This is a genomic window from Bacillus sp. DC4300-2b2 (assembly GCF_049895685.1).
In the GTDB taxonomy this organism is placed as follows: Bacteria; Bacillota; Bacilli; order Bacillales; family Bacillaceae; genus Bacillus; species Bacillus safensis.
The window spans coordinates 119,944-138,937 of record NZ_JAFCSW010000002.1 but is presented as its reverse complement, the minus strand read 5'-3'; the positions used below and the strand labels follow the sequence as shown (position 1 = coordinate 138,937).

Here is an 18,994-nt window from a genome sequence, read left to right as displayed (position 1 = left end):
ATGACACATAAAATTAAAATTAATCATTGGGAACAAACTTGTGAAGACGATTCCTGTTTCGAATATGGAACAAGCGTTTCTGTAAATGGGAAAGAATTAGTGAGAGAAGCTTCAATCGTCTCTGCGCTTGAAGCGGTGCTAAAAGAATTAGGTGTTGAAGTGGAAATTACAGAAGTGTCAGAAGATTTACAGTGCGATGCCTACAAAAAATAAAACAAAAAGTCTAGTCTACTAAGCGATTTTTTTTCGTGTTATGATAGATTTCGGTTTCAGTTGAATAGGGAGTAGAGCAGTCTATTTTTAGATCCTGTTCTGCTCTATTTATTTGAACGTACGAGTTCGGCTATGAAGGTTCGGCCGGGTTGGTTGATTTTTTTCGTTTCGAACATCTATATGTTGTGTTTTGAAAAAACATAGTATACTATATATAGTGAATAGCGAAATGATCAACAATACTAAAAACTAGGTCGTGATGGAATTGATTCAGATCGTATTTGATTCAAAAACAGGAAATGTTCAACGCTTTTTGGACAAGACCCCTTTTACAGACAAACGAAAATTGACTGGAGAAGAGTTTTTGGATACGCCGTTTATTCTCGTCACCTTTACGACAGGATTTGGACAAGTCCCTAGTACCACTCAGTCCTTTTTAGAAAAAAATGCTCACCTTTTACTAGGTGTTGCGGTGAGTGGCAACAAAGTGTGGGGAGATAATTTTGCAAAAAGCGCCGATACGATTTCTAAACAATATCAAGTTCCTATTTTGCACACCTTTGAACTAAGCGGAACAAAAAGGGATGTTGAATTGTTTACACAGGAGGTAGAAAGAATTGTCACAAAATCAGGTTCCAAAGTGGATACAATTAAATAACGAAATTATGATTCAAAAAGAAGGAAAGTTTCAGTTCGATAAGGACAAAGAAGCTGTACATAGTTATTTCGTAGATTACATTAATCAAAACACGGTCTTTTTTCACAATCTAGAAGAGAAGATTGATTACTTAATAGAAAACGACTACTATGAGGAAGAATTTTTAAGACAATACAGCATGGCAGATATTAAAGAAGTCTTTGAAGCTGCATATGCCAAAAAATTTAGATTCCCATCATTTATGAGTGCATTTAAGTTTTACAATGACTATGCACTGAAAACAAATGATAAAAAGAAAATCCTTGAACGCTATGAAGACCGCATTTCAGTTGTAGCACTTTTCTTTGCGGGTGGGGATAAAGAAAAAGCGCTTGAGTTTGTAGAACTGATGATCAATCAAGAGTACCAGCCAAGTACACCAACTTTCTTGAACGCTGGACGTAAAAGACGCGGTGAGCTTGTGAGCTGCTTCTTGCTTGAAGTGAATGACTCACTAAACGATATTTCAAGAGCGATTGATATTTCAATGCAGCTGTCAAAACTAGGTGGCGGCGTCAGTTTGAACCTGTCAAAACTTCGTGCAAAAGGTGAAGCAATCAAAGATGTAGAAAACGCGACAAAAGGTGTCGTCGGCGTGATGAAGCTTCTTGATAATGCATTCAGATATGCAGATCAAATGGGGCAAAGACAAGGATCAGGCAGTGCCTACCTGAATATTTTCCACAGAGATATCAATGATTTCTTAGATACGAAAAAAATCTCTGCCGATGAAGATGTTCGCGTGAAAACTCTGTCCATTGGAGTCGTCATCCCGGATAAATTTATCGAGCTTGCTAGAGAAGATAAAACAGCTTACACTTTCTATCCGCACACAGTCTATAAAGAATATGGACAGCATCTTGATGAGATGGACATGGAAGAAATGTATGACGAGCTTGTAGAAAACCCGAAAGTTAAAAAAGAAAAAGTCAATCCGAGAAAGCTTCTTGAAAAATTGGCTGTTCTACGCTCAGAATCAGGCTATCCATATATCATGTTCCAAGATAATGTAAACAGAGAGCATGCTTTGAACCATATTTCACGAGTGAAATTCTCAAACCTTTGCTCAGAAGTGCTTCAGGCGTCAGAGGTTTCTTCTTACACGGACTATGATCAAGAAGATGAAATCGGTCTTGATATTTCTTGTAACCTTGGTTCATTAAATATCATGAATGTCATGAAAAACAAATCGATCGAAAAAACGGTTAAGCTTGCAACAGACTCACTAACGCTTGTGTCTGAAACAACAGACATTCGCAATGCACCGGCTGTTCGAAAAGCGAACAAAGCGATGAAGTCAATCGGACTTGGTGCGATGAACCTTCATGGGTATTTAGCTCAAAACCAAATCGCCTATGAAAGTGAAGAAGCAAGAGATTTCGCAAATACGTTCTTTATGATGGTGAACTATTATTCAATTAAACGCTCAAGTGAACTTGCGAAAGAAAAAGGAGAAACATTCCATCGTTATGAAGGCTCTGGCTATGCAACTGGTGAGTACTTTAATAAATACGTGGAAAATGATTTCACACCAAAAACAGAAAAAGCAGCAGCACTATTTGAAGGCATGCACATTCCAACAAAAGAAGACTGGGCAGCACTCAAAGAATTTGTAGCGGAAAATGGCATGTATCACAGCTATCGTTTATGTATTGCACCAACAGGTTCCATTTCTTATGTTCAATCGGCAACAGCTTCTGTGATGCCAATTATGGAACGTATCGAAGAAAGAACATACGGCAACAGCAAAACCTATTACCCAATGCCAGGTCTTTCAGCGCAAAACTGGTTCTTCTATAAAGAAGCGTACGATATGGATATGTTTAAAGTGGTCGATATGATCGCAACGATTCAGCAGCACGTCGATCAAGGAATCAGCTTTACACTATTCCTGAAAGATACGATGACAACGCGTGATTTAAACCGCATCGATCTTTATGCACACCATAAAGGTATTAAGACACTTTATTATGCAAGAACGAAGGATACAGGGCAGGAAGGCTGTCTTTCTTGTGTTGTTTGATTAAAGGAGAGTTTAACGTGACAAAAATTTATGATGCAGCCAACTGGTCAAAACACGAAGACGATTTTACACAAATGTTTTACAACCAAAATGTGAAGCAGTTTTGGCTTCCAGAAGAGATTTCCTTAAACGGAGATCTCTTGACATGGAAATATTTAGGTGAAAAAGAGCGAGATACGTACATGAAGGTACTTGCTGGATTGACTTTACTTGATACAGAACAAGGAAATACAGGGATGCCGATTGTTGCTGAACATGTGGACGGCCATCAGCGTAAAGCTGTACTCAACTTTATGGCAATGATGGAAAATGCGGTACATGCGAAATCATACTCTAATATCTTCATGACACTCGCACCAACTGAAACGATCAGTGAAGTGTTTGAATGGGTCAAGAAGAATAAATTCCTGCAAAAGAAAGCAGATATGATTGTCAGTTTATACCGTTCGATTCAAAAGGACGATCCTATTTCTCTCTTTAAAGCAATGGTTGCTTCTGTTTATTTAGAAAGCTTCCTATTTTATAGTGGTTTTTACTACCCGCTATATTTCTATGGACAAGGAAAGCTCATGCAAAGCGGTGAAATCATCAACTTAATTTTGCGTGATGAAGCGATTCATGGTGTGTACGTTGGATTATTAGCACAAGAAATTTACAACAAACAAACACCTGACGTGCAAAAAGAGCTGTATGATTTCTCTATTGACCTCTTGAACGAGCTTTATGAAAATGAACTTCATTACACTGAAGATATTTATGACCAAGTCAATTTATCGCATGATGTGAAAAAGTTCATTCGTTACAATGCCAATAAAGCGTTAATGAACCTTGGATTTGCCCCTTATTTTGAAGAAGAAGAGATTAACCCTATTGTATTGAACGGACTCAATACAAAAACAAAGTCGCATGACTTCTTCTCAATGAAAGGGAACGGCTATAAAAAAGCAACAGTTGAGCCGTTAAAAGATGACGACTTCTTCTTTGGAGATGAATCATAAGGAAAGCGTAAAAGTCAAAACGCATCACTCGTTTTGGCTTTTTGCCATTTCTAACAATGTGTTACATACTGGAGGTTACCGAACATGGGAAAAATGGACGAAATCATTTTAGTTGCACCGCGTACGCGCGTGTTCCAAAATGAAACACTTGCGTTTAATGGTGTGAACAGTGAAGAGAAAACAATCAGCACCATTATGAAAGAAATCGAAGAGCACTTCGAGCAGATGCGAAGAGGCGATGCAGAAGAAAATCCTGACTTCAAGCAGCCGATTCCTTATGTCGTGATTAAGCGTGAGGACGAAGTATATGTATACGAAAGACTTCAAGGCGGAGGAGAGACTCGCTTACATCATAAGTTATCTCTTGGCTTTGGGGGGCATATGAATTTCGTTGAAGGAAAAAACTTTGCTGAGATTCTAAAAGAAAATACGGATCGTGAGCTGGACGAAGAACTTTCAATTCAAGAAGAAGACAAACTTGAAATGAAAACCCTTGGATTAATCAATGACGATGACAACAGTGTCGGCCGTGTGCACATTGGACTGTTATCAGCGCTTGAACTATCTCCAGGTGCTCATGTAGAAGTAAAAGAAACAGATCAAATCTCAGGAAAATGGATGAAAACAGCCGATTTGAAAAAGCCTGAATACTTCGATCGTCTTGAAACATGGTCTCAATTTGTCGTCAACATCTTAGCGTAAATAAATACACAACAAACCGGCTCAGCAGAAGACTTGAGCCGGTTTGTTTCGTTACAACAGCTTCAGCTTATTGGAAAACGAATGCGTCGTGACCGGCCTGCTTCAATCTTGCGACGAGGTCATCTGCATTTTGCTTTGTACGGAAAGCCCCGGCCTGTACTCGGAACATGCCTCCGTCTAATACAACAAATGCGTCAAATCCTTTGGATTTAAGTGTGGCTGCTAATTCATCTGCATTGGCTTTCACTTTAAAAGCTCCTGCCTGCACTTTATAAAGATTACTTGCTTTTTTTTTCAATTGAAAGGCTTCTTCTAGACCAGTCGCATGAGCGCGAGCGATGCCTTGAAGGAAGGTTGCGTTGCGGAGCTTATTAGCATCGGCTGTCGTATCAATGAAACCATTCTCTGTTAAAATAGCGGGCATAGAAGTTTCTCGAAGAACGTGGAAGTTCGCAGTTTTCTTGCCGCGGTTAGCAAAATCAACTGAGCGGACAATTTCATCATGAAGGGCGTTGCGATACGTGGTGGTCGGTGCTGAAACGCCAGGATACACATAGCTTTCAAACCCTGTGCCTCCGCCAGCATTAATATGAATAGATACGAAATAGTTAGCTCCCCAGCTGTTTGCTGCATTCGTACGCTGGGACAAAGTGACGGATTGGTCAGTTGAACGACTTAAGCGGACAGAAACCCCATCATATTCACTAATCAAAATGTCTCTCAGTAAAATCGCGATTTGAAGTGTTATATTTTTCTCCAAAAGTCCATTAGCACTAGCTCCAGAATCTGTTCCTCCGTGGCCAGGATCAATAAAAATTTTCACCATCTATTCATCACCTCGTCTTTATTTTATGAGAAAATAGAAGAATTGCCTGTACAAAATGCGGAAATCATTGAGACTCTTTTCTGCATCATTTGTGATCAAAAAGCTACATTTTTCTAAGAAAAAGCAAATTGTTGGTTTGTCCGCCCAAACGGGATGAATACAATGGAAATAGCACATCATTTCCTGGGAAACCGCAGAAATCCCTACAATATTCGGTATCTCGGGTCATTTTGACAGCAAACTTGGGCTTAAGCGGGCGATTGTCACGATTACAGCTCCACCCGAATAGAATAAAGAGAGAAGAGCGAGAGGTGAATACGTTGGAGCGAGCTGTCACATATAAAAACAACGGCCAAATCAATATTATACTTAACGGACAAAAGCAAGTATTGGTTGATGCAGACTCAGAGGCAGAATACCTAGAAGCCTTGCAGAAAAATGAGGCAAAACACAGCATCTTACGGGAAATAGAGCGTGAAATGAACAGCCTTGTCGGTATGGATGAAATGAAACGAAACATAAAAGAGATTTATGCTTGGATTTTTGTTAATCAAAAACGGCAGGAACAGGGGTTAAAGGTAGGAAAACAAGCACTTCATATGATGTTCAAAGGGAATCCTGGCACAGGGAAAACCACAGTTGCAAGACTTGTCGGGAAGCTTTTCTTTGAAATGAATGTGCTCTCAAAGGGTCACTTAATCGAAGCGGAACGCGGTGATCTTGTTGGAGAGTATATTGGTCATACAGCGCAAAAAACAAGGGATTTAATTAAAAAATCACTAGGCGGTATTTTGTTCATTGACGAAGCCTATTCTCTTGCACGCGGAGGAGAAAAGGATTTTGGAAAAGAGGCGATTGATACCCTTGTAAAACATATGGAGGACAAACAGCACGAATTCATTCTAATTTTAGCTGGCTACTCCAAGGAAATGGATCATTTTCTTTCTTTAAATCCCGGCTTGCAATCAAGATTTCCAATCAATATCAGCTTTCCTGATTATACAGTCGATCAGCTCATGGATATTGCAAAACGAATGATGGCGGACAGAGAATATGTATTTACACAAGAAGCTGAATGGAAGCTGCGGGATTATTTAATGCACATTAAAAGCACCACAAGCCCGGCAAAATTCAGTAACGGCCGGTTTGTGCGAAACACCATTGAAAAAGCCATACGAACCCAGGCGATGAGACTGCTTCTTGTGGATCATTATGATAAAAAAGATCTGCTGACCATTAAAAGTCACGATCTTCAAATGAAAGAGGATACGCCTTCTTGAAATGGCGTATCCTTTTTATAAAGAGTCACTAAAATAAACCATCCGAATAGTGGTATACGTGTGATCTGTTTGGTATGATGGTACTACTGAAAACTTAAGTACAGAAAGGAAACAACTGACGTTGAATGAACATGAAATGACTGAAAAAGCGATCCTTGTCGGCTGTCAATTGCCGCATGTAACGGATGAACGCTTTCAATACTCAATGGAAGAATTAGCTTCCTTAACCAAAACGGCTGGCGGTGAAGCTGTCAGCGTGATGACGCAGAAGAGAAATAGACAAGACAGCGCAACGTATATCGGTAAAGGGAAAGTAGAAGAACTTGAGGTGCTTTGCGAGGAACTTGAATGTGATGTCATTATTTTTAACGACGAGCTTTCTCCAAGCCAGCTAAAAGCTCTGGCGACTGCTTTAGATGTAAAAATTATTGATCGTACGCAATTGATTTTAGATATCTTTGCAAAAAGAGCGCGTACAAGAGAGGGTAAGCTGCAAATAGAGCTTGCCCAGCTTCAGTATGCCCTGCCGAGATTAAGTGGACAAGGGATCAGCCTCTCAAGACAAGGAGGCGGAATTGGCGCAAGAGGTCCAGGTGAAACAAAACTTGAAACAGACAGACGCCATATTCGAAACCGCATTCACGAAATTAACGGGCAATTATCTGCAGTCAAAGAACACCGAACAAGATACCGGGAACGCCGAAAGAAAAATGGTGTGTTCCAAATTGCCATTGTCGGGTATACGAATGCCGGAAAATCAACTTTGTTTAATCAATTAACAGAAGCAGATAGTCATGAAGAGGATCTGCTGTTTGCGACACTTGACCCAATGACACGTAAGATGACATTAGAATCTGGCTACAGCGTGCTGATTTCGGATACAGTTGGCTTTATCCAAGACCTTCCGACCACACTGATTGCCGCATTTCGTTCCACCCTTGAAGAAGTGAAGGAAGCCGATTATTTGCTTCATGTCATCGACTCTTCTAATGAGGATTATGAAGGACACGAACGAACGGTTCATGAGCTTTTAGAAGAATTAGAAGCGGACCGTATTCCAATGCTGACTGTTTATAACAAGGAAGATCAAATCAGACCAGATTTCATCCCATCTTCAAAGCATCGCCATATATTAATCAGTGCTAGACGCAAAGAAGATGTAAAAAGGTTAAAAGCGGATATTATGGCTGAGCTGAAAAAAGCCTTTTTAAAGCCATATCATGTGAAGATTCCAGCGTATGAAGGGAAGCTCATCTCCGCATTAAAATCAGAAACGCTTGTGGAATCACTAGAATTTCAAAAAGAAGCAGAAATTTACGACATCACCGGATATAGTGGTGAGGATCAGACCATTTTAGGTCAAATCAAGAAGTATATGTTGGAAAGGAATTAAATCAAGATGTTTCACACATTAAAACATGGCAGTATTTTAGAAAAAGCAGCAGCAGAAACAGAACAAGAGATTTTACACGTACATCAGCAAATTGATCAAACGAGCGAACAAAATGAGTGGCGGGTGCTTGAAAGCTATCGAAAGCACAAAGTCAGTGACTCTCACTTTAATCCAACAACTGGATATGGCTACGATGATATGGGGAGAGACACGTTAGAAAAGATTTATGCGGATGTCTTCGGAGGAGAAAGCGGCCTTGTCCGTCCGCAGATCATTTCCGGCACACACGCGATTTCCATTGCTTTATTTGGTGTGCTGAGACCTGGCGATGAATTGATCTACATGACGGGAAAACCATACGACACGCTAGAAGAAATTGTCGGGATTCGCGGGAAAGAAGGGACAGGCTCATTAAAAGACTTCCAGATTGACTACAAAGCCATTGATTTGCTTCAAGATGGATCAGTCGATTATGACAAAGTAAAAGAGTCGATTTCTTCTAAAACAAAAGTGATCGGCATTCAGCGTTCAAAAGGCTATGCGTCAAGGCCATCCTTTACAATAGAAGAAATTGAGCAAATGATTTCATTTGTGAAAGAGATAAATGAAGATATCATTGTGTTTGTAGACAACTGTTATGGTGAATTTACTGAATTACAAGAGCCGTGTCATGTCGGAGCTGATCTCATGGCCGGTTCACTTATTAAAAACCCAGGCGGAGGTCTTGCCAAAACAGGCGGCTACATCGTTGGAAAAGAAAAATGGGTCGAAGCTTGCTCTTATCGAATGACATCTCCGGGCATCGGCAGTGAAGCGGGTGCATCGCTGTATGCCCTCCAGGAAATGTATCAAGGCTTTTTCTTGGCGCCGCATGTTGTGGCTCAAAGCTTAAAAGGCGCAGTATTTACGGCTCGTTTTCTTGAGAAGCTCGGATTCCAAACAAACCCAGCGTGGAATGCGAAAAGAACAGATTTGATTCAATCTGTCGAATTTGGAGATCCTAAAAAAATGATTGCGTTCTGTCAGGCAATCCAGTATGCATCTCCGATTAACAGTCACGTTACACCGCATGCAAGCTATATGCCGGGCTACGAGGATGATGTCATTATGGCAGCGGGCACATTTGTACAAGGTGCCAGTATCGAATTATCAGCCGATGGTCCGATCAGACCGCCTTATACTGCCTACGTGCAAGGCGGACTCACGTATGCCCATGTGAAAAATGCGATTTGCAGTGCTGTCGATGCCTTATTGGATCAAGGTTTTATTGAAGTGCCTGCTCAATAAAAAAACCATGTTAATATTCCTAACATGTTGTTGACACATAATATAACATGACATATAATAAATTTAAGCAAAGAGGAGGAGACAGTTGAGATGAGTGATAACATTCGCCGCTCAATGCCTTTATTCCCAATTGGGATTGTCATGCAGCTAACAGAATTATCTGCAAGACAAATTCGCTATTATGAGGAAAATGGTTTAGTATTTCCAGCAAGAAGTGATGGAAACCGCCGATTATTTTCTTTTCATGATGTTGATAAATTACTAGAAATTAAAAACCTCATCGAACAAGGTGTAAACATGGCAGGAATCAAAAAGCTTTTTGCCAAAGCTGAGGCAGAAAATCCATCGTCTGATAAAAAGACGGAGGAAAAAACCACAGCTAAGCACAACTTGTCAGATGATGAACTCAGGAAGCTACTGAAGAAGGAACTCATTCAGGCTGGACGTTTCCAACAAGGAACGACCTTTAGGCAGGGGGATATGTCAAGGTTCTTCCGTTAACCAATTAGCAAAAGCATTGCTATACACATTTTACCTTTTGTAGGGGAGGAGTTTTACGAAATGGCAAAGTACACAAGAGAAGATATCGTAAAATTAGTAAATGAGGAAAACGTAAAGTACATCCGTCTGCAATTTACAGACATTCTCGGAACAATTAAAAATGTTGAGATTCCTGTGAGCCAGTTAGAAAAAGCTCTCGATAACAAATGTATGTTTGACGGTTCATCTATTGAAGGATTCGTACGTATCGAAGAATCAGATATGTACCTATACCCAGATCTAAACACATTTGTTATTTTCCCTTGGACAGCAGAAAAAGGTAAAGTTGCACGCTTTATTTGTGACATTTATAAGCCAGACGGGACACCATTTGATGGAGACCCGCGTAACAACTTAAAGCGTATTTTAAAGGAAATGGAAGAACTAGGATTTAGTGATTTCAACCTTGGACCTGAGCCAGAATTCTTCTTATTTAAATTAGATGAAAAAGGCGAGCCAACGCTTGAACTAAACGATAAAGGTGGATACTTTGACCTTGCACCAACAGATCTAGGTGAAAACTGCCGCCGTGATATCGTTCTAGAGCTTGAAGAAATGGGCTTTGAAATTGAAGCATCTCACCACGAAGTAGCACCAGGGCAGCACGAAATTGATTTCAAATATGCAGGCGCTATCCGTTCTTGTGATGACATTCAAACATTCAAACTCGTTGTCAAAACAATTGCGAGAAAACACGGTCTTCATGCGACATTCATGCCAAAACCATTGTTCGGTGTAAACGGATCTGGTATGCACTGTAACCTATCATTATTCAAAAATGGTAAAAACGCATTCTTTGATGAAAAAGCAGATTTACAATTAAGCGAGACTGCTAGACACTTTATCGCAGGTATCGTCAAGCACGCAACAAGCTTTACAGCAGTCACAAACCCAACGGTTAACTCATACAAGCGTCTTGTACCTGGCTATGAAGCACCTTGCTATGTGGCATGGAGTGCACAAAACCGTAGCCCATTGATCCGTATCCCGGCATCACGCGGCATCAGCACACGTGTAGAAGTGCGCAGCGTAGACCCATCTGCAAACCCATACCTTGCACTAAGCGTATTACTTGCAGCAGGTCTAGACGGAATCAAAAACAAACTAGACGCACCAGCACCAATCGACAGAAACATCTATGTCATGGACAAAGAAGAGCGTCTTGAAAACGGCATCGCTGACCTTCCTGCAACACTTGCAGAAGCACTCGAGCTGCTGAAATCAAACGAAGTCATGATCAACGCACTAGGCGATCACCTATTCGAGCACTTCATCGAATCAAAAGAAATCGAATGGGATATGTTTAGAACCCAAGTACACCCATGGGAACGCGATCAGTATATGTCTCAGTATTAATAATAAAAACCCCTTGGAGCCATTGGCTTCAGGGGGTTTTTATTTTGTGATGTTTTTAATATTTCAAAATGAAGCAGGCACCACCCACAATTCACCAACAAAAAAAGTGTCTTTGAAATTTCACCGAAGGTCTCAGAAAAGTATTCAAAACTTTGCTGAAATTGATTGGTACGAAGATATGAGGGTCCCCCTCCAATCTCTTAGAAATTTTTAAAACTAACCTTGATATTTGCCTGTCCAAGCCATCACCCTTTTATGCATCTTTTAGGACGAAGGATACCGAGACCGAAACATTTGATAGATTCTTTTTGTGTATTGGTTTTTAGGTGTGTAGTTTTCAGCTCAGCTTGTGGAGTTATTACCTTTTGACTCAAGTTGCTGTCTGCATTAGAAGTTGAAGCGAATGCAGGAGATGCAGAAACAAGTAAAGCAAAGGATAATGCGGAACAAGTTATAACTTTTTTTAATTTCATATAAAACACTCCCTTGTTTATTTCAACATTCCTAATTATCCTATATTTTATAAAAAATTCAAGGTAAAATACAAATGATTTTTAGAGTTTGATAGATTATAAGAAAATTTCCATATGAACTTTCAAGGAAAGGGTAGGATGAAATCTGAACATTGTGTTTACTGCAAGGATAGTAGGGATCAATGAGAAGCAAGTCCGAAATGCTCTGATCAAGGAGCTGAAGGTTTATAAGGCGCTGAACGTTAAGGAGGAAAACAAAAAGCAACAAGAGACAAACGATGCGACAGGCCTATTTCCTTCTCTTAGAAATCAGGAGGTTTAAATGAACTAAAGGTGCGGCAAATAGAAAAAGCACTTGAAAACAGCTTAGATGAAATTGAGCAAGACATCATATTGTATTTATTATGAATAAATTGGAAAAAAGTATCCGAATGAAGAAATTTGCTTATTCGATTTTCTTTATGGTTTTTCTGTTGACGGCATGGTTTTGGACAAGTGATGCTGAATCTAGTCAATCAAAGGACGGTATCACAACATACAAAGAAACACATGTACTAGAAGTTGACGAATATGGACATGTAAAAGAAATACAGAGTAAATCTGATGTAATTGATCAAGCGAGACAACAATTTAAAAAACAACCTCATGATCCACCCCAACGAAATATGCCACAGGGTGACACCGTAGTACTGCAACCATCAACCAAGAATAAGAATACTAATAAGACTCTAGGTGCTAATACTAAAGCTGCTAACACAATTGTTATTGATACAAGGTTTAAGTTAGATCAATTGAAACAGTCAATTACTTACAATTCTACAATTCGTAGCATTATAGGAAAAGCGAAGCCAGTTATTGTAATTGTAGATAACACTCTATTTGTAGGAGATGCGAAATAAATATATCAGATGGTATATTGGTAAATACGGCGATCCTAAATGGGATTGGTCTGATTTAGACATTCACCATGTTATTCCTTTAGAATATGGTGGAGATAATAAAATGGGTAATTTATATGCACTCACAAGAACACTGCATCAACAAGAGGTGAGAGGATATAGATAGAAGGTGAAAGATTGAGTAGGATCGTGCAGATATTAGAAAAGCTTGAAAATCAATTAGATGAGAAGAACATCATCAAATTCTCGGTAGACGGGGAAGTCTATGAAAAGTGCTGTACCTTTAATGCCCCAGCCGATCAAGAAAATATAAAACAATTTGAAAAGAAACACCATGCATTGCCTGACGATTTCAAAGAGTTTTTATGTCTACATAATGGCGCAAGAATATTTGAAGACATAGTTTTTGGGAACAAGGTGGGTGGAGGATTACACATTTTCAGTTTAGAAGAAATCGAATCCGAGTTGTCTAATGATTTTTTTGATCAGGTTGATGGAACAGCTATTGCTGCTCTTTTTGAAGGGTGCTACTTGATGATAAATAAGGGAAATTCCAACCTTTATCTATTTGAAGACGGTTTAGAATATAGGCTGCTTGATGTAGATTTTGAAACTTTTCTTCAGAAGTATATTGATTCTAAAGGCGATGCGTTTTGGGAATAATAGAACCAAAGTGTCCATGTTTATGGGCACTTTTTTTATTTGTAATGCCGAGAAAAAACCGAGGAAAAGCCGACAAAAAGGGGGATAAAAAGGGGACCTTTTTTCCTAAGTGGATCATCGTATGATAGAGACAAGCAAAACGAACGTGAATATTTTGTCCAGAAGGAAGAACCTGCGGACGCTGATCATTGAGTACTTTAAGTGCCTTGATTGGTGTCCGCTTTTTTTATTGGGAGACGCGTCTTTCCCTTATCAATGGCGTATCTGGATACGGAACAAAGGTGTTGAGGAATGTGGCCATACGAGAGGGACATTCTGAGCCTGGATAGCAGCTGGTCTGCGGCAGCCGTATCGAGGACAGTTTTTCATTTTAATTGATGATTGGCTGGACTTGGCATCCTCTCGGAGTGTAGTCATCATTCAAAAATCTATTTAAGCGAATAGCGTAAGGTGGTGCTTATTCGGCAAGGAGCGAGTGAAATGAAGATCGGGGATTCTGTTTCTAAAGAGACATTAAAGCAATTTAAAAGCATTGCTCCTGGTTCTAATAGAAAGAAGGAGAACGATGCTGATCCCATTACCAATAGGGATTGGGAAGAAATCATGGGAACGAGACGCGAAACGTACCAACGACAAGGCGGCCGTATCCGGAGGAAACGATGATTTGATGGGAACAGTCGTCTTTTGGGTGTATGGCTGCTCGTGCTTTGGTGAGGGATAGGAGCGCAAAAATATAAAAAGGGAGATGATGAGCATGGCATCAGGATTTGGAGTGTCGGCGAACCCGACAAAAGCGAATCACAAAATTGGAGAGGATAAGGTCGTACGAATTGCAGTACAAAACCACAATGACTTTAGTGCTGGTTCCAACCTTATTCCACAAAGAAGGGTTAATGGAAAGTGGGAGACAATTAAAACAAATTCCCCGAACCCCCTTAACCCAGGTGAAAAACTTTATGATCAATTTGACATCAAAGAGTCATCTGGTAACAAAAAAGTACTTATCGCTTTAGAGTGGATGTAGAACGTTACGACAAAAAGGGCAATCATATTGCAACTCTTGGAACATTCTACAATAGCGAATTTTACATTAAATAGATCCAATTCAGTGAACACCTGAAAATTTCCAAATCACCTCCGATATATGTTTAGGAGGTGATTTCTTAGGAATGAAATTAACGAAACCAACGAATTTACATCATTTGAACAGAGTAAATACATCGGGATTTATTTGAAACAATTTGGGGAAAAGATGCATAAAGCAACTATTAATCAACAAACAGCATTTAAAGAGAAAATAAAAAAGCAGTATAATAGAAAAGAGATTCAAATGCTTTTGGGTAGGACTGAAGATATTATAGAGAATAAGAAATCTAGTAAGCATTACATTGATGCAACAAATAAACCTAATAATTGACTAGACTTTACTAGAACGATTGGTATTATTAGCTTGTCGCTCCCTTGAGGAGTGTGGATTGAAAGAAACTATATCCTTAAAGTTAAGAAGAGCCAATGATGTAATTATCATTGGCTCTTTTCTTTTAACGGAATTTAAGTTACCTAAAATCCGAATGGGATAACAGAATTTAAGTTACCTAAATAAAGGGTGTGTCCTTTACAAGAGCACCCCTTTTTCGTATAGGCGAGGGGCTTGGCACGCCCCCAAGCTTAAACGAGAGCGCGGCAGCTTCACATTCTCCTTATACATTATAATAGGTGTACTTAGTGTACTTGGTACACCGCTAATATAACAAGGCTTTAAAGTGCACCAATAAAGTGAATGAGTGTAGAATGACATAAATTCCAACCAAGAACTTTTTTTTTATTTTGTTCATTTTGATAGTTAAGAACTGCGCTTAATTAAAAAATAGAGGAGTACTTATGAAAGAAGAAATTATAAAAGAATATTTCTTTATGTGGGTAACTAGAGATTTTACGTTATTAGATACGTATTTTTCTGATGATATTATCTACCGCGAATGTTATGGAGCAATGTATGTGGGTATAGAGGAAGTCCATTTGTGGATCAAAAAAATGTTACTGAAGCAAGTTGTCTTAGAATGGAAGATAAAAAATATTCATCAAGTAAATGATACCTTATTTTTTGTAGAATGGTTTTTTAAAGCAAAAGAAGAACAACTTTATTCATTTGATGGTATATCAATGATTAGATTTGATGGAAATAAAATCCGATTAATAGAAGAGTATGAAGCTAAACATGAAACTTTTAGACCATGTAAGATTGATTAAAGATGTCCAGGGACAAGAACATATACCATTTGAAGTCGCTAATTTGCGGCTTTTTTTATTGTACAAGTTCTTGTCCGAGCAGGACAAGAACATCAATCACATGCACTTAAAACTGATACGATGTGAGGTTAAACACGGTTGAGGGATACTCCGTATGAATGGTACAGAAAATTGTCCAGGGACAAATTTGCTCCGTTTATTAAAGATTGTCGAGGGGCAAGAACATGGTCCCCATTGAAGTCGCTATTTTAGCGGCTTTTTATTTTATCGGTACAAGTTCTTGTCCCGATTGCCGGAATGCGAAAAGAACATGTTACTATTGCCAATTAGTCATAAATCTAATCGTTAAAAGTTGGGTACTTTGTGTCATTTTGGTAGGAAACTTTGTGTCAATGTACATGAGCTTCACATTCAGGAGGCTTCATATTCTATTATTTTGAAACAGCACTTTTTTCAATCATGTCTTTTTTATTTGGAAGTATGATGAATCATGGTATCACTATAGTTGAAAAATTTAATGTACATGCGCCTACATTTATGATCTTGTATGTTTCTTTTTTAACTTTGGGAATTTGGAAAATGCAAAACTTTGTTGATAGAAAAGAGAACAAAGTTTTGATTAGATATAAACGATTACTACAAGAATGTTTAGATTAAATTCCAAATAGAAGTTTTAAATAAGTATCGGACACTTTTGTACAAAAAGCGGAGGAAGATGAGGTCAAGGAACTCAAAGCAGCGGTGGCTGATTTCCCTGAACTGGAGGATATCCCACTACTTTGGTGGAAGAGTATGAGAAAACCACCGCTAAATTGTTCAGAATGCAACGCAGGACGTTTTTAAATGCTTTGAATGGTTTTATATCCAAAGACGATTCAGAGACGTTAGAATCCATTCTGGCTTTTTTTAATGATGATCTATTCACTTCAGATGAGTTTGCAGAGCTATTTGGAAAAGAAACGGCTGTCTTTCTAACACTTACCGTCACGCAGTTGGCCGAGAAGATCATGAATTCCATCGATGCAGATATTCCATTCAAGGTTCTATCTGAAAGAACAGAAGAGTGGATTGAATCATGGTCACAAGAGTTGGCGCAGCTTATGAAGCTGAAAACTCATGAAGCTATTGAACAAACGTTGAAAGAGGGTATAAAAGAAGGTCGCTCTATACAGGAGATTGAATTGGAGCTGAAGGACCTTCCTGAATTCAGCCGGAAGCGCGCACGTGTCACAGAAGTGTTAACTGCATCATCTGTCGCTCAACATGAATCCTACGTCCAATCCCCGGCTATAACGGGGAAGAAGTGGAAGCACAGCGGAGGGAAGAAGAATCAGTCCAGAGAAAGTCATGTGCAACTCGATGGAACGATCATCCCTCTCGATGAAGAATTTGAAATACCAGGCAGCGGAGAGCGGTGCATGTTTCCGAGAGATACACAGCTCACGCCAAAAGAACGAGTAAATTGTCATTGTGCGGTTGGCCCTGTGGTTGATCCTGTTATTCTCGGCTTATCAGCTGAGGAAAAAGAAGAGATTAGAAGAAGAGTCTTACAAAACATGGAATGAAATAGTATAATATCCTCATCACTTTTAGAATGAGGGGAACTTATGAATTGGTTGGAATTCTTTTCAAAGCTAGTTGACTCTATAATGTGGCCTATAGCAAGTATAGTTATTGTTTTTGCTCTGAGAGGCAGTGTTAAAAAGATTATTGAAGGGAGACTTTTTAGTTTTAAAGTAGGGAATGTTGAAATTAATTTTGATAAACTTTTGGAACAAGTTAATGAGAATTTAGATGAAGGAAATACAACTGACGAATTAGAATTAGCGAATAAAAAGGAATCTTCAGAAGAAACAGAGGAAAACTCTAAAAAAGATTTAGTGGAAAGAATAAAACAGAGAGATTTAAAAAGAGAGCAGAGGGAATTAGAAAAAGAACAGAGAAAACGAATACAAGAATTAATTTCAGAAGATCCCAAAAAAGGAATTGTATTTTCTTGGAGAATGGTTAAAAAAGAATTATTGAAACTTGGTGTTAAGAACGGTTTAACTGATATTGGATATGTTAATACAACCGATATTTTTTATTCTTTAATAAAGAATGATGTTATATCTAATAGATTTTATAGTGCTCTTGCAAATTTAAGTCAAATCGCAATTATTGTAAATATGAAAAAAAATGATTATGAATGGACAGAAAAAGAGGCTGAATCATTCCTTACGAGTTGCATGAGTGCTGTTCGAAGATTAAGAGATATTAATTCAGATTATGAAAGGAGGTGAATGAATTGCCACGCGAATTGATAAATGCGAAGATCACACACGTTTCATACGTGGACAAGGCTGCTAATCAAAAGCAGTTTTTTTTCGTTAAGTCGGAAAAACAAAATGACTTTCAAAAGGAAATCAAGGTCATTGCGAAAGCTGATGATGCACAGCGTCTTGTGTACGGTATTGTATACGAACCAAACGTAGCTGATGCACATGGGGATTACATGACACCGGCGGAGATTGAAAAAGCCGCTCATGGGTTCCTGATAGATGCACGTGAGATTGATAAGCAGCATGATTTCCAAGGCGGTGTCGGGGAAGTCGTTGAATCGTACATTGCTCCGTCTGACTTTGAAATGGGCGATGAGCTTATCAAGAAAGGATCGTGGGTCCTTGTGACGAAGGCTTCCGATGAAATTTGGGAACAGATTCAAAAGGGCGAGATCACCGGATACTCAATGGCCGGAACAGCAGACATAGGAAAACAAGAGCGTGAGCCAGCTTCTGATGAGAAGGGGCTTTTTTCTTTGCTCAAAAACTTCTTTCTATCAAAAGGAGAAGTAAAGAACAGATATGACAAAGGCCGCATGCGTCGTGAGTTTTGGGCGGCGCAAGATGCGCTGAATTCCGTTTTGTATAAATGGGATTCTTACGACGATGAAGACTTAGAGACTGATCCTGAACACACAAGAGATTTTGCTTACTGATGACTTAGCGGGGATCCAAACTGACCCAACTGAAGAAGTCATAAAAGCTGGCCGAAAGTTTTCAGCAGCTAATTTGAATGAACTAAAAAATGCTAGAGCCGCTATCGACAATCTGTTGAGTCAAGCGGAAGAGAAGGAGGAAGAAGAAGTGAACAAAGAAAATCTGCAAAAGATGCTAGATGACACAATTGCACCGGTTGTAAAGCGTCTGGAGGACCTTGAAAAAGGCGAAGGCGAGCAGCAATCTGATCCGCAAGAAAAACAAATTGATGAAGAGGTCGCAAAAGAAATGGCCGCAGCTGTAGGTATGTCTAGGTCACAAGTTGCAAATAATTTGGATCGATATTCAGCGGTTGAATAAGCAACAGAATTGTATCGATGTATCAAATATAGGCTATACGAACTTCTCATTCTTTT

Annotated in this window: 19 protein-coding genes and 2 pseudogenes; 19 read left to right on the top strand and 2 right to left on the bottom strand. The window is 39.1% G+C overall.

Translation table 11 applies throughout. The features are described from left to right. The 5 genes from ACP69X_RS05640 to ACP69X_RS05620 all read left to right on the top strand — a co-directional run bounded on the left by ACP69X_RS05640 (position 1) and on the right by ACP69X_RS05620 (position 4,633). The gene (locus ACP69X_RS05640) at positions 1-213 is read left to right on the top strand and encodes a hypothetical protein (protein WP_003212415.1); all 213 of its coding nucleotides are present in this window, start codon (positions 1-3) and stop codon (positions 211-213) included. Between the two features lie 265 nt (positions 214-478). Further along, positions 479-871, top strand: a complete 393-nt coding sequence (nrdI, locus tag ACP69X_RS05635) for a class Ib ribonucleoside-diphosphate reductase assembly flavoprotein NrdI (RefSeq protein ID WP_008360380.1) — start codon at positions 479-481, stop codon at positions 869-871. Further along, on the top strand, positions 831-2,933 hold the full coding sequence (gene nrdE, locus ACP69X_RS05630; protein ID WP_034281935.1) for a class 1b ribonucleoside-diphosphate reductase subunit alpha: 2,103 nt from the start codon (positions 831-833) through the stop codon (positions 2,931-2,933). Before nrdI ends, nrdE begins: the two co-directional genes overlap by 41 nt. A 17-nt stretch (positions 2,934-2,950) precedes the next feature. Continuing rightward, positions 2,951-3,931 carry a class 1b ribonucleoside-diphosphate reductase subunit beta gene (gene nrdF / locus ACP69X_RS05625; RefSeq protein ID WP_024424085.1) on the top strand — a complete coding sequence of 327 codons (981 nt, stop codon included), beginning with the start codon at positions 2,951-2,953 and terminating at the stop codon, positions 3,929-3,931. Positions 3,932-4,015: 84 nt separating this feature from the next. Beyond that, positions 4,016-4,633 carry a hypothetical protein gene (locus ACP69X_RS05620; RefSeq protein ID WP_058837640.1) on the top strand — a complete coding sequence of 206 codons (618 nt, stop codon included), beginning with the start codon at positions 4,016-4,018 and terminating at the stop codon, positions 4,631-4,633. 67 nt (positions 4,634-4,700) lie between these two features. On the opposite strand, the gene ACP69X_RS05615 is transcribed toward ACP69X_RS05620, so the two are convergent. Beyond that, on the bottom strand, positions 4,701-5,459 hold the full coding sequence (locus tag ACP69X_RS05615) for an N-acetylmuramoyl-L-alanine amidase (RefSeq protein ID WP_041084765.1): 759 nt from the start codon (positions 5,457-5,459) through the stop codon (positions 4,701-4,703). A gap of 320 nt (positions 5,460-5,779) precedes the next feature. Between ACP69X_RS05615 and spoVK the strand changes: the two genes are divergently transcribed. From spoVK to glnA, 5 genes are all read left to right on the top strand, one after another. Further along, positions 5,780-6,739 carry a stage V sporulation protein K gene (gene spoVK, locus ACP69X_RS05610; protein WP_024424083.1) on the top strand — a complete coding sequence of 320 codons (960 nt, stop codon included), beginning with the start codon at positions 5,780-5,782 and terminating at the stop codon, positions 6,737-6,739. Positions 6,740-6,860: 121 nt separating this feature from the next. Further along, entirely contained in the window at positions 6,861-8,132 is a 1,272-nt protein-coding gene (gene hflX / locus ACP69X_RS05605) for a GTPase HflX (protein ID WP_041084763.1), read from the top strand. A gap of 6 nt (positions 8,133-8,138) precedes the next feature. Continuing rightward, complete coding sequence (locus ACP69X_RS05600; protein WP_041084762.1) at positions 8,139-9,419, top strand: aminotransferase class I/II-fold pyridoxal phosphate-dependent enzyme; 1,281 nt, start codon at positions 8,139-8,141, stop codon at positions 9,417-9,419. A 90-nt stretch (positions 9,420-9,509) separates the two neighbouring features. Next, positions 9,510-9,920, top strand: coding sequence for a MerR family transcriptional regulator (locus ACP69X_RS05595; RefSeq protein ID WP_039178801.1), 411 nt, complete (start codon positions 9,510-9,512; stop codon positions 9,918-9,920). Between the two features lie 60 nt (positions 9,921-9,980). Next, complete coding sequence (glnA, locus tag ACP69X_RS05590) at positions 9,981-11,315, top strand: type I glutamate--ammonia ligase (RefSeq protein ID WP_007499421.1); 1,335 nt, start codon at positions 9,981-9,983, stop codon at positions 11,313-11,315. A 245-nt stretch (positions 11,316-11,560) separates the two neighbouring features. Here glnA and ACP69X_RS05585 read toward each other — a convergent pair whose 3' ends face one another. Beyond that, positions 11,561-11,788 (bottom strand): hypothetical protein, encoded by a 228-nt coding sequence (locus ACP69X_RS05585; RefSeq protein WP_240503423.1) that lies wholly within the window; start codon positions 11,786-11,788, stop codon positions 11,561-11,563. Positions 11,789-12,219: 431 nt separating this feature from the next. Here ACP69X_RS05585 and ACP69X_RS05580 point away from each other — a divergent pair, with 431 nt between their 5' ends. The 9 genes and pseudogenes from ACP69X_RS05580 to ACP69X_RS05540 all read left to right on the top strand — a co-directional run bounded on the left by ACP69X_RS05580 (position 12,220) and on the right by ACP69X_RS05540 (position 18,938). Then, positions 12,220-12,687, top strand: a complete 468-nt coding sequence (locus ACP69X_RS05580; RefSeq protein ID WP_073205660.1) for a hypothetical protein — start codon at positions 12,220-12,222, stop codon at positions 12,685-12,687. Positions 12,688-12,864: 177 nt separating this feature from the next. Then, complete coding sequence (locus ACP69X_RS05575) at positions 12,865-13,350, top strand: SMI1/KNR4 family protein (protein WP_305960466.1); 486 nt, start codon at positions 12,865-12,867, stop codon at positions 13,348-13,350. Between the two features lie 480 nt (positions 13,351-13,830). After that, positions 13,831-14,013: a hypothetical protein gene (locus ACP69X_RS05570; protein ID WP_212049073.1), complete on the top strand. Its 183-nt coding sequence runs from the start codon at positions 13,831-13,833 to the stop codon at positions 14,011-14,013. Positions 14,014-14,104: 91 nt separating this feature from the next. Continuing rightward, on the top strand, positions 14,105-14,374 hold the full coding sequence (locus tag ACP69X_RS05565) for a structural protein (RefSeq protein WP_241768876.1): 270 nt from the start codon (positions 14,105-14,107) through the stop codon (positions 14,372-14,374). A 228-nt stretch (positions 14,375-14,602) separates the two neighbouring features. Beyond that, positions 14,603-14,767, top strand: coding sequence for a hypothetical protein (locus ACP69X_RS05560; protein ID WP_157840085.1), 165 nt, complete (start codon positions 14,603-14,605; stop codon positions 14,765-14,767). 464 nt (positions 14,768-15,231) lie between these two features. Beyond that, entirely contained in the window at positions 15,232-15,600 is a 369-nt protein-coding gene (locus ACP69X_RS05555; RefSeq protein ID WP_073205673.1) for a nuclear transport factor 2 family protein, read from the top strand. Positions 15,601-16,287: 687 nt separating this feature from the next. Then, positions 16,288-17,165: pseudogene (locus ACP69X_RS05550) on the top strand (phage minor head protein); the annotation flags it as partial. Positions 17,166-17,207: 42 nt separating this feature from the next. Next, on the top strand, positions 17,208-17,882 hold the full coding sequence (locus ACP69X_RS05545) for a hypothetical protein (protein WP_052468173.1): 675 nt from the start codon (positions 17,208-17,210) through the stop codon (positions 17,880-17,882). A gap of 5 nt (positions 17,883-17,887) precedes the next feature. Next, positions 17,888-18,938 (top strand): annotated as a pseudogene (locus ACP69X_RS05540) (XkdF-like putative serine protease domain-containing protein). Positions 18,939-18,994: the final 56 nt, after the last annotated feature.

What these genes read in the sequence shown, in the direction of transcription:
- ACP69X_RS05570 (WP_212049073.1), top strand. Translation starts at nt 13,831, where the DNA reads ATGAAGATCGGGGATTCTGTTTCTAAAGAGACATTAAAGCAATTTAAA.
- ACP69X_RS05560 (WP_157840085.1), top strand. Translation starts at nt 14,603, where the DNA reads ATGCATAAAGCAACTATTAATCAACAAACAGCATTTAAAGAGAAAATA.
- ACP69X_RS05620 (WP_058837640.1), top strand. Translation starts at nt 4,016, where the DNA reads ATGGGAAAAATGGACGAAATCATTTTAGTTGCACCGCGTACGCGCGTG.
- ACP69X_RS05555 (WP_073205673.1), top strand. Translation starts at nt 15,232, where the DNA reads ATGAAAGAAGAAATTATAAAAGAATATTTCTTTATGTGGGTAACTAGA.
- ACP69X_RS05615 (WP_041084765.1), bottom strand. Translation starts at nt 5,459, where the DNA reads ATGGTGAAAATTTTTATTGATCCTGGCCACGGAGGAACAGATTCTGGA.
- ACP69X_RS05600 (WP_041084762.1), top strand. Translation starts at nt 8,139, where the DNA reads ATGTTTCACACATTAAAACATGGCAGTATTTTAGAAAAAGCAGCAGCA.
- ACP69X_RS05565 (WP_241768876.1), top strand. Translation starts at nt 14,105, where the DNA reads ATGGCATCAGGATTTGGAGTGTCGGCGAACCCGACAAAAGCGAATCAC.
- ACP69X_RS05545 (WP_052468173.1), top strand. Translation starts at nt 17,208, where the DNA reads ATGAATTGGTTGGAATTCTTTTCAAAGCTAGTTGACTCTATAATGTGG.
- ACP69X_RS05580 (WP_073205660.1), top strand. Translation starts at nt 12,220, where the DNA reads ATGAAGAAATTTGCTTATTCGATTTTCTTTATGGTTTTTCTGTTGACG.
- ACP69X_RS05640 (WP_003212415.1), top strand. Translation starts at nt 1, where the DNA reads ATGACACATAAAATTAAAATTAATCATTGGGAACAAACTTGTGAAGAC.
- ACP69X_RS05595 (WP_039178801.1), top strand. Translation starts at nt 9,510, where the DNA reads ATGAGTGATAACATTCGCCGCTCAATGCCTTTATTCCCAATTGGGATT.
- glnA (WP_007499421.1), top strand. Translation starts at nt 9,981, where the DNA reads ATGGCAAAGTACACAAGAGAAGATATCGTAAAATTAGTAAATGAGGAA.
- ACP69X_RS05585 (WP_240503423.1), bottom strand. Translation starts at nt 11,788, where the DNA reads ATGAAATTAAAAAAAGTTATAACTTGTTCCGCATTATCCTTTGCTTTA.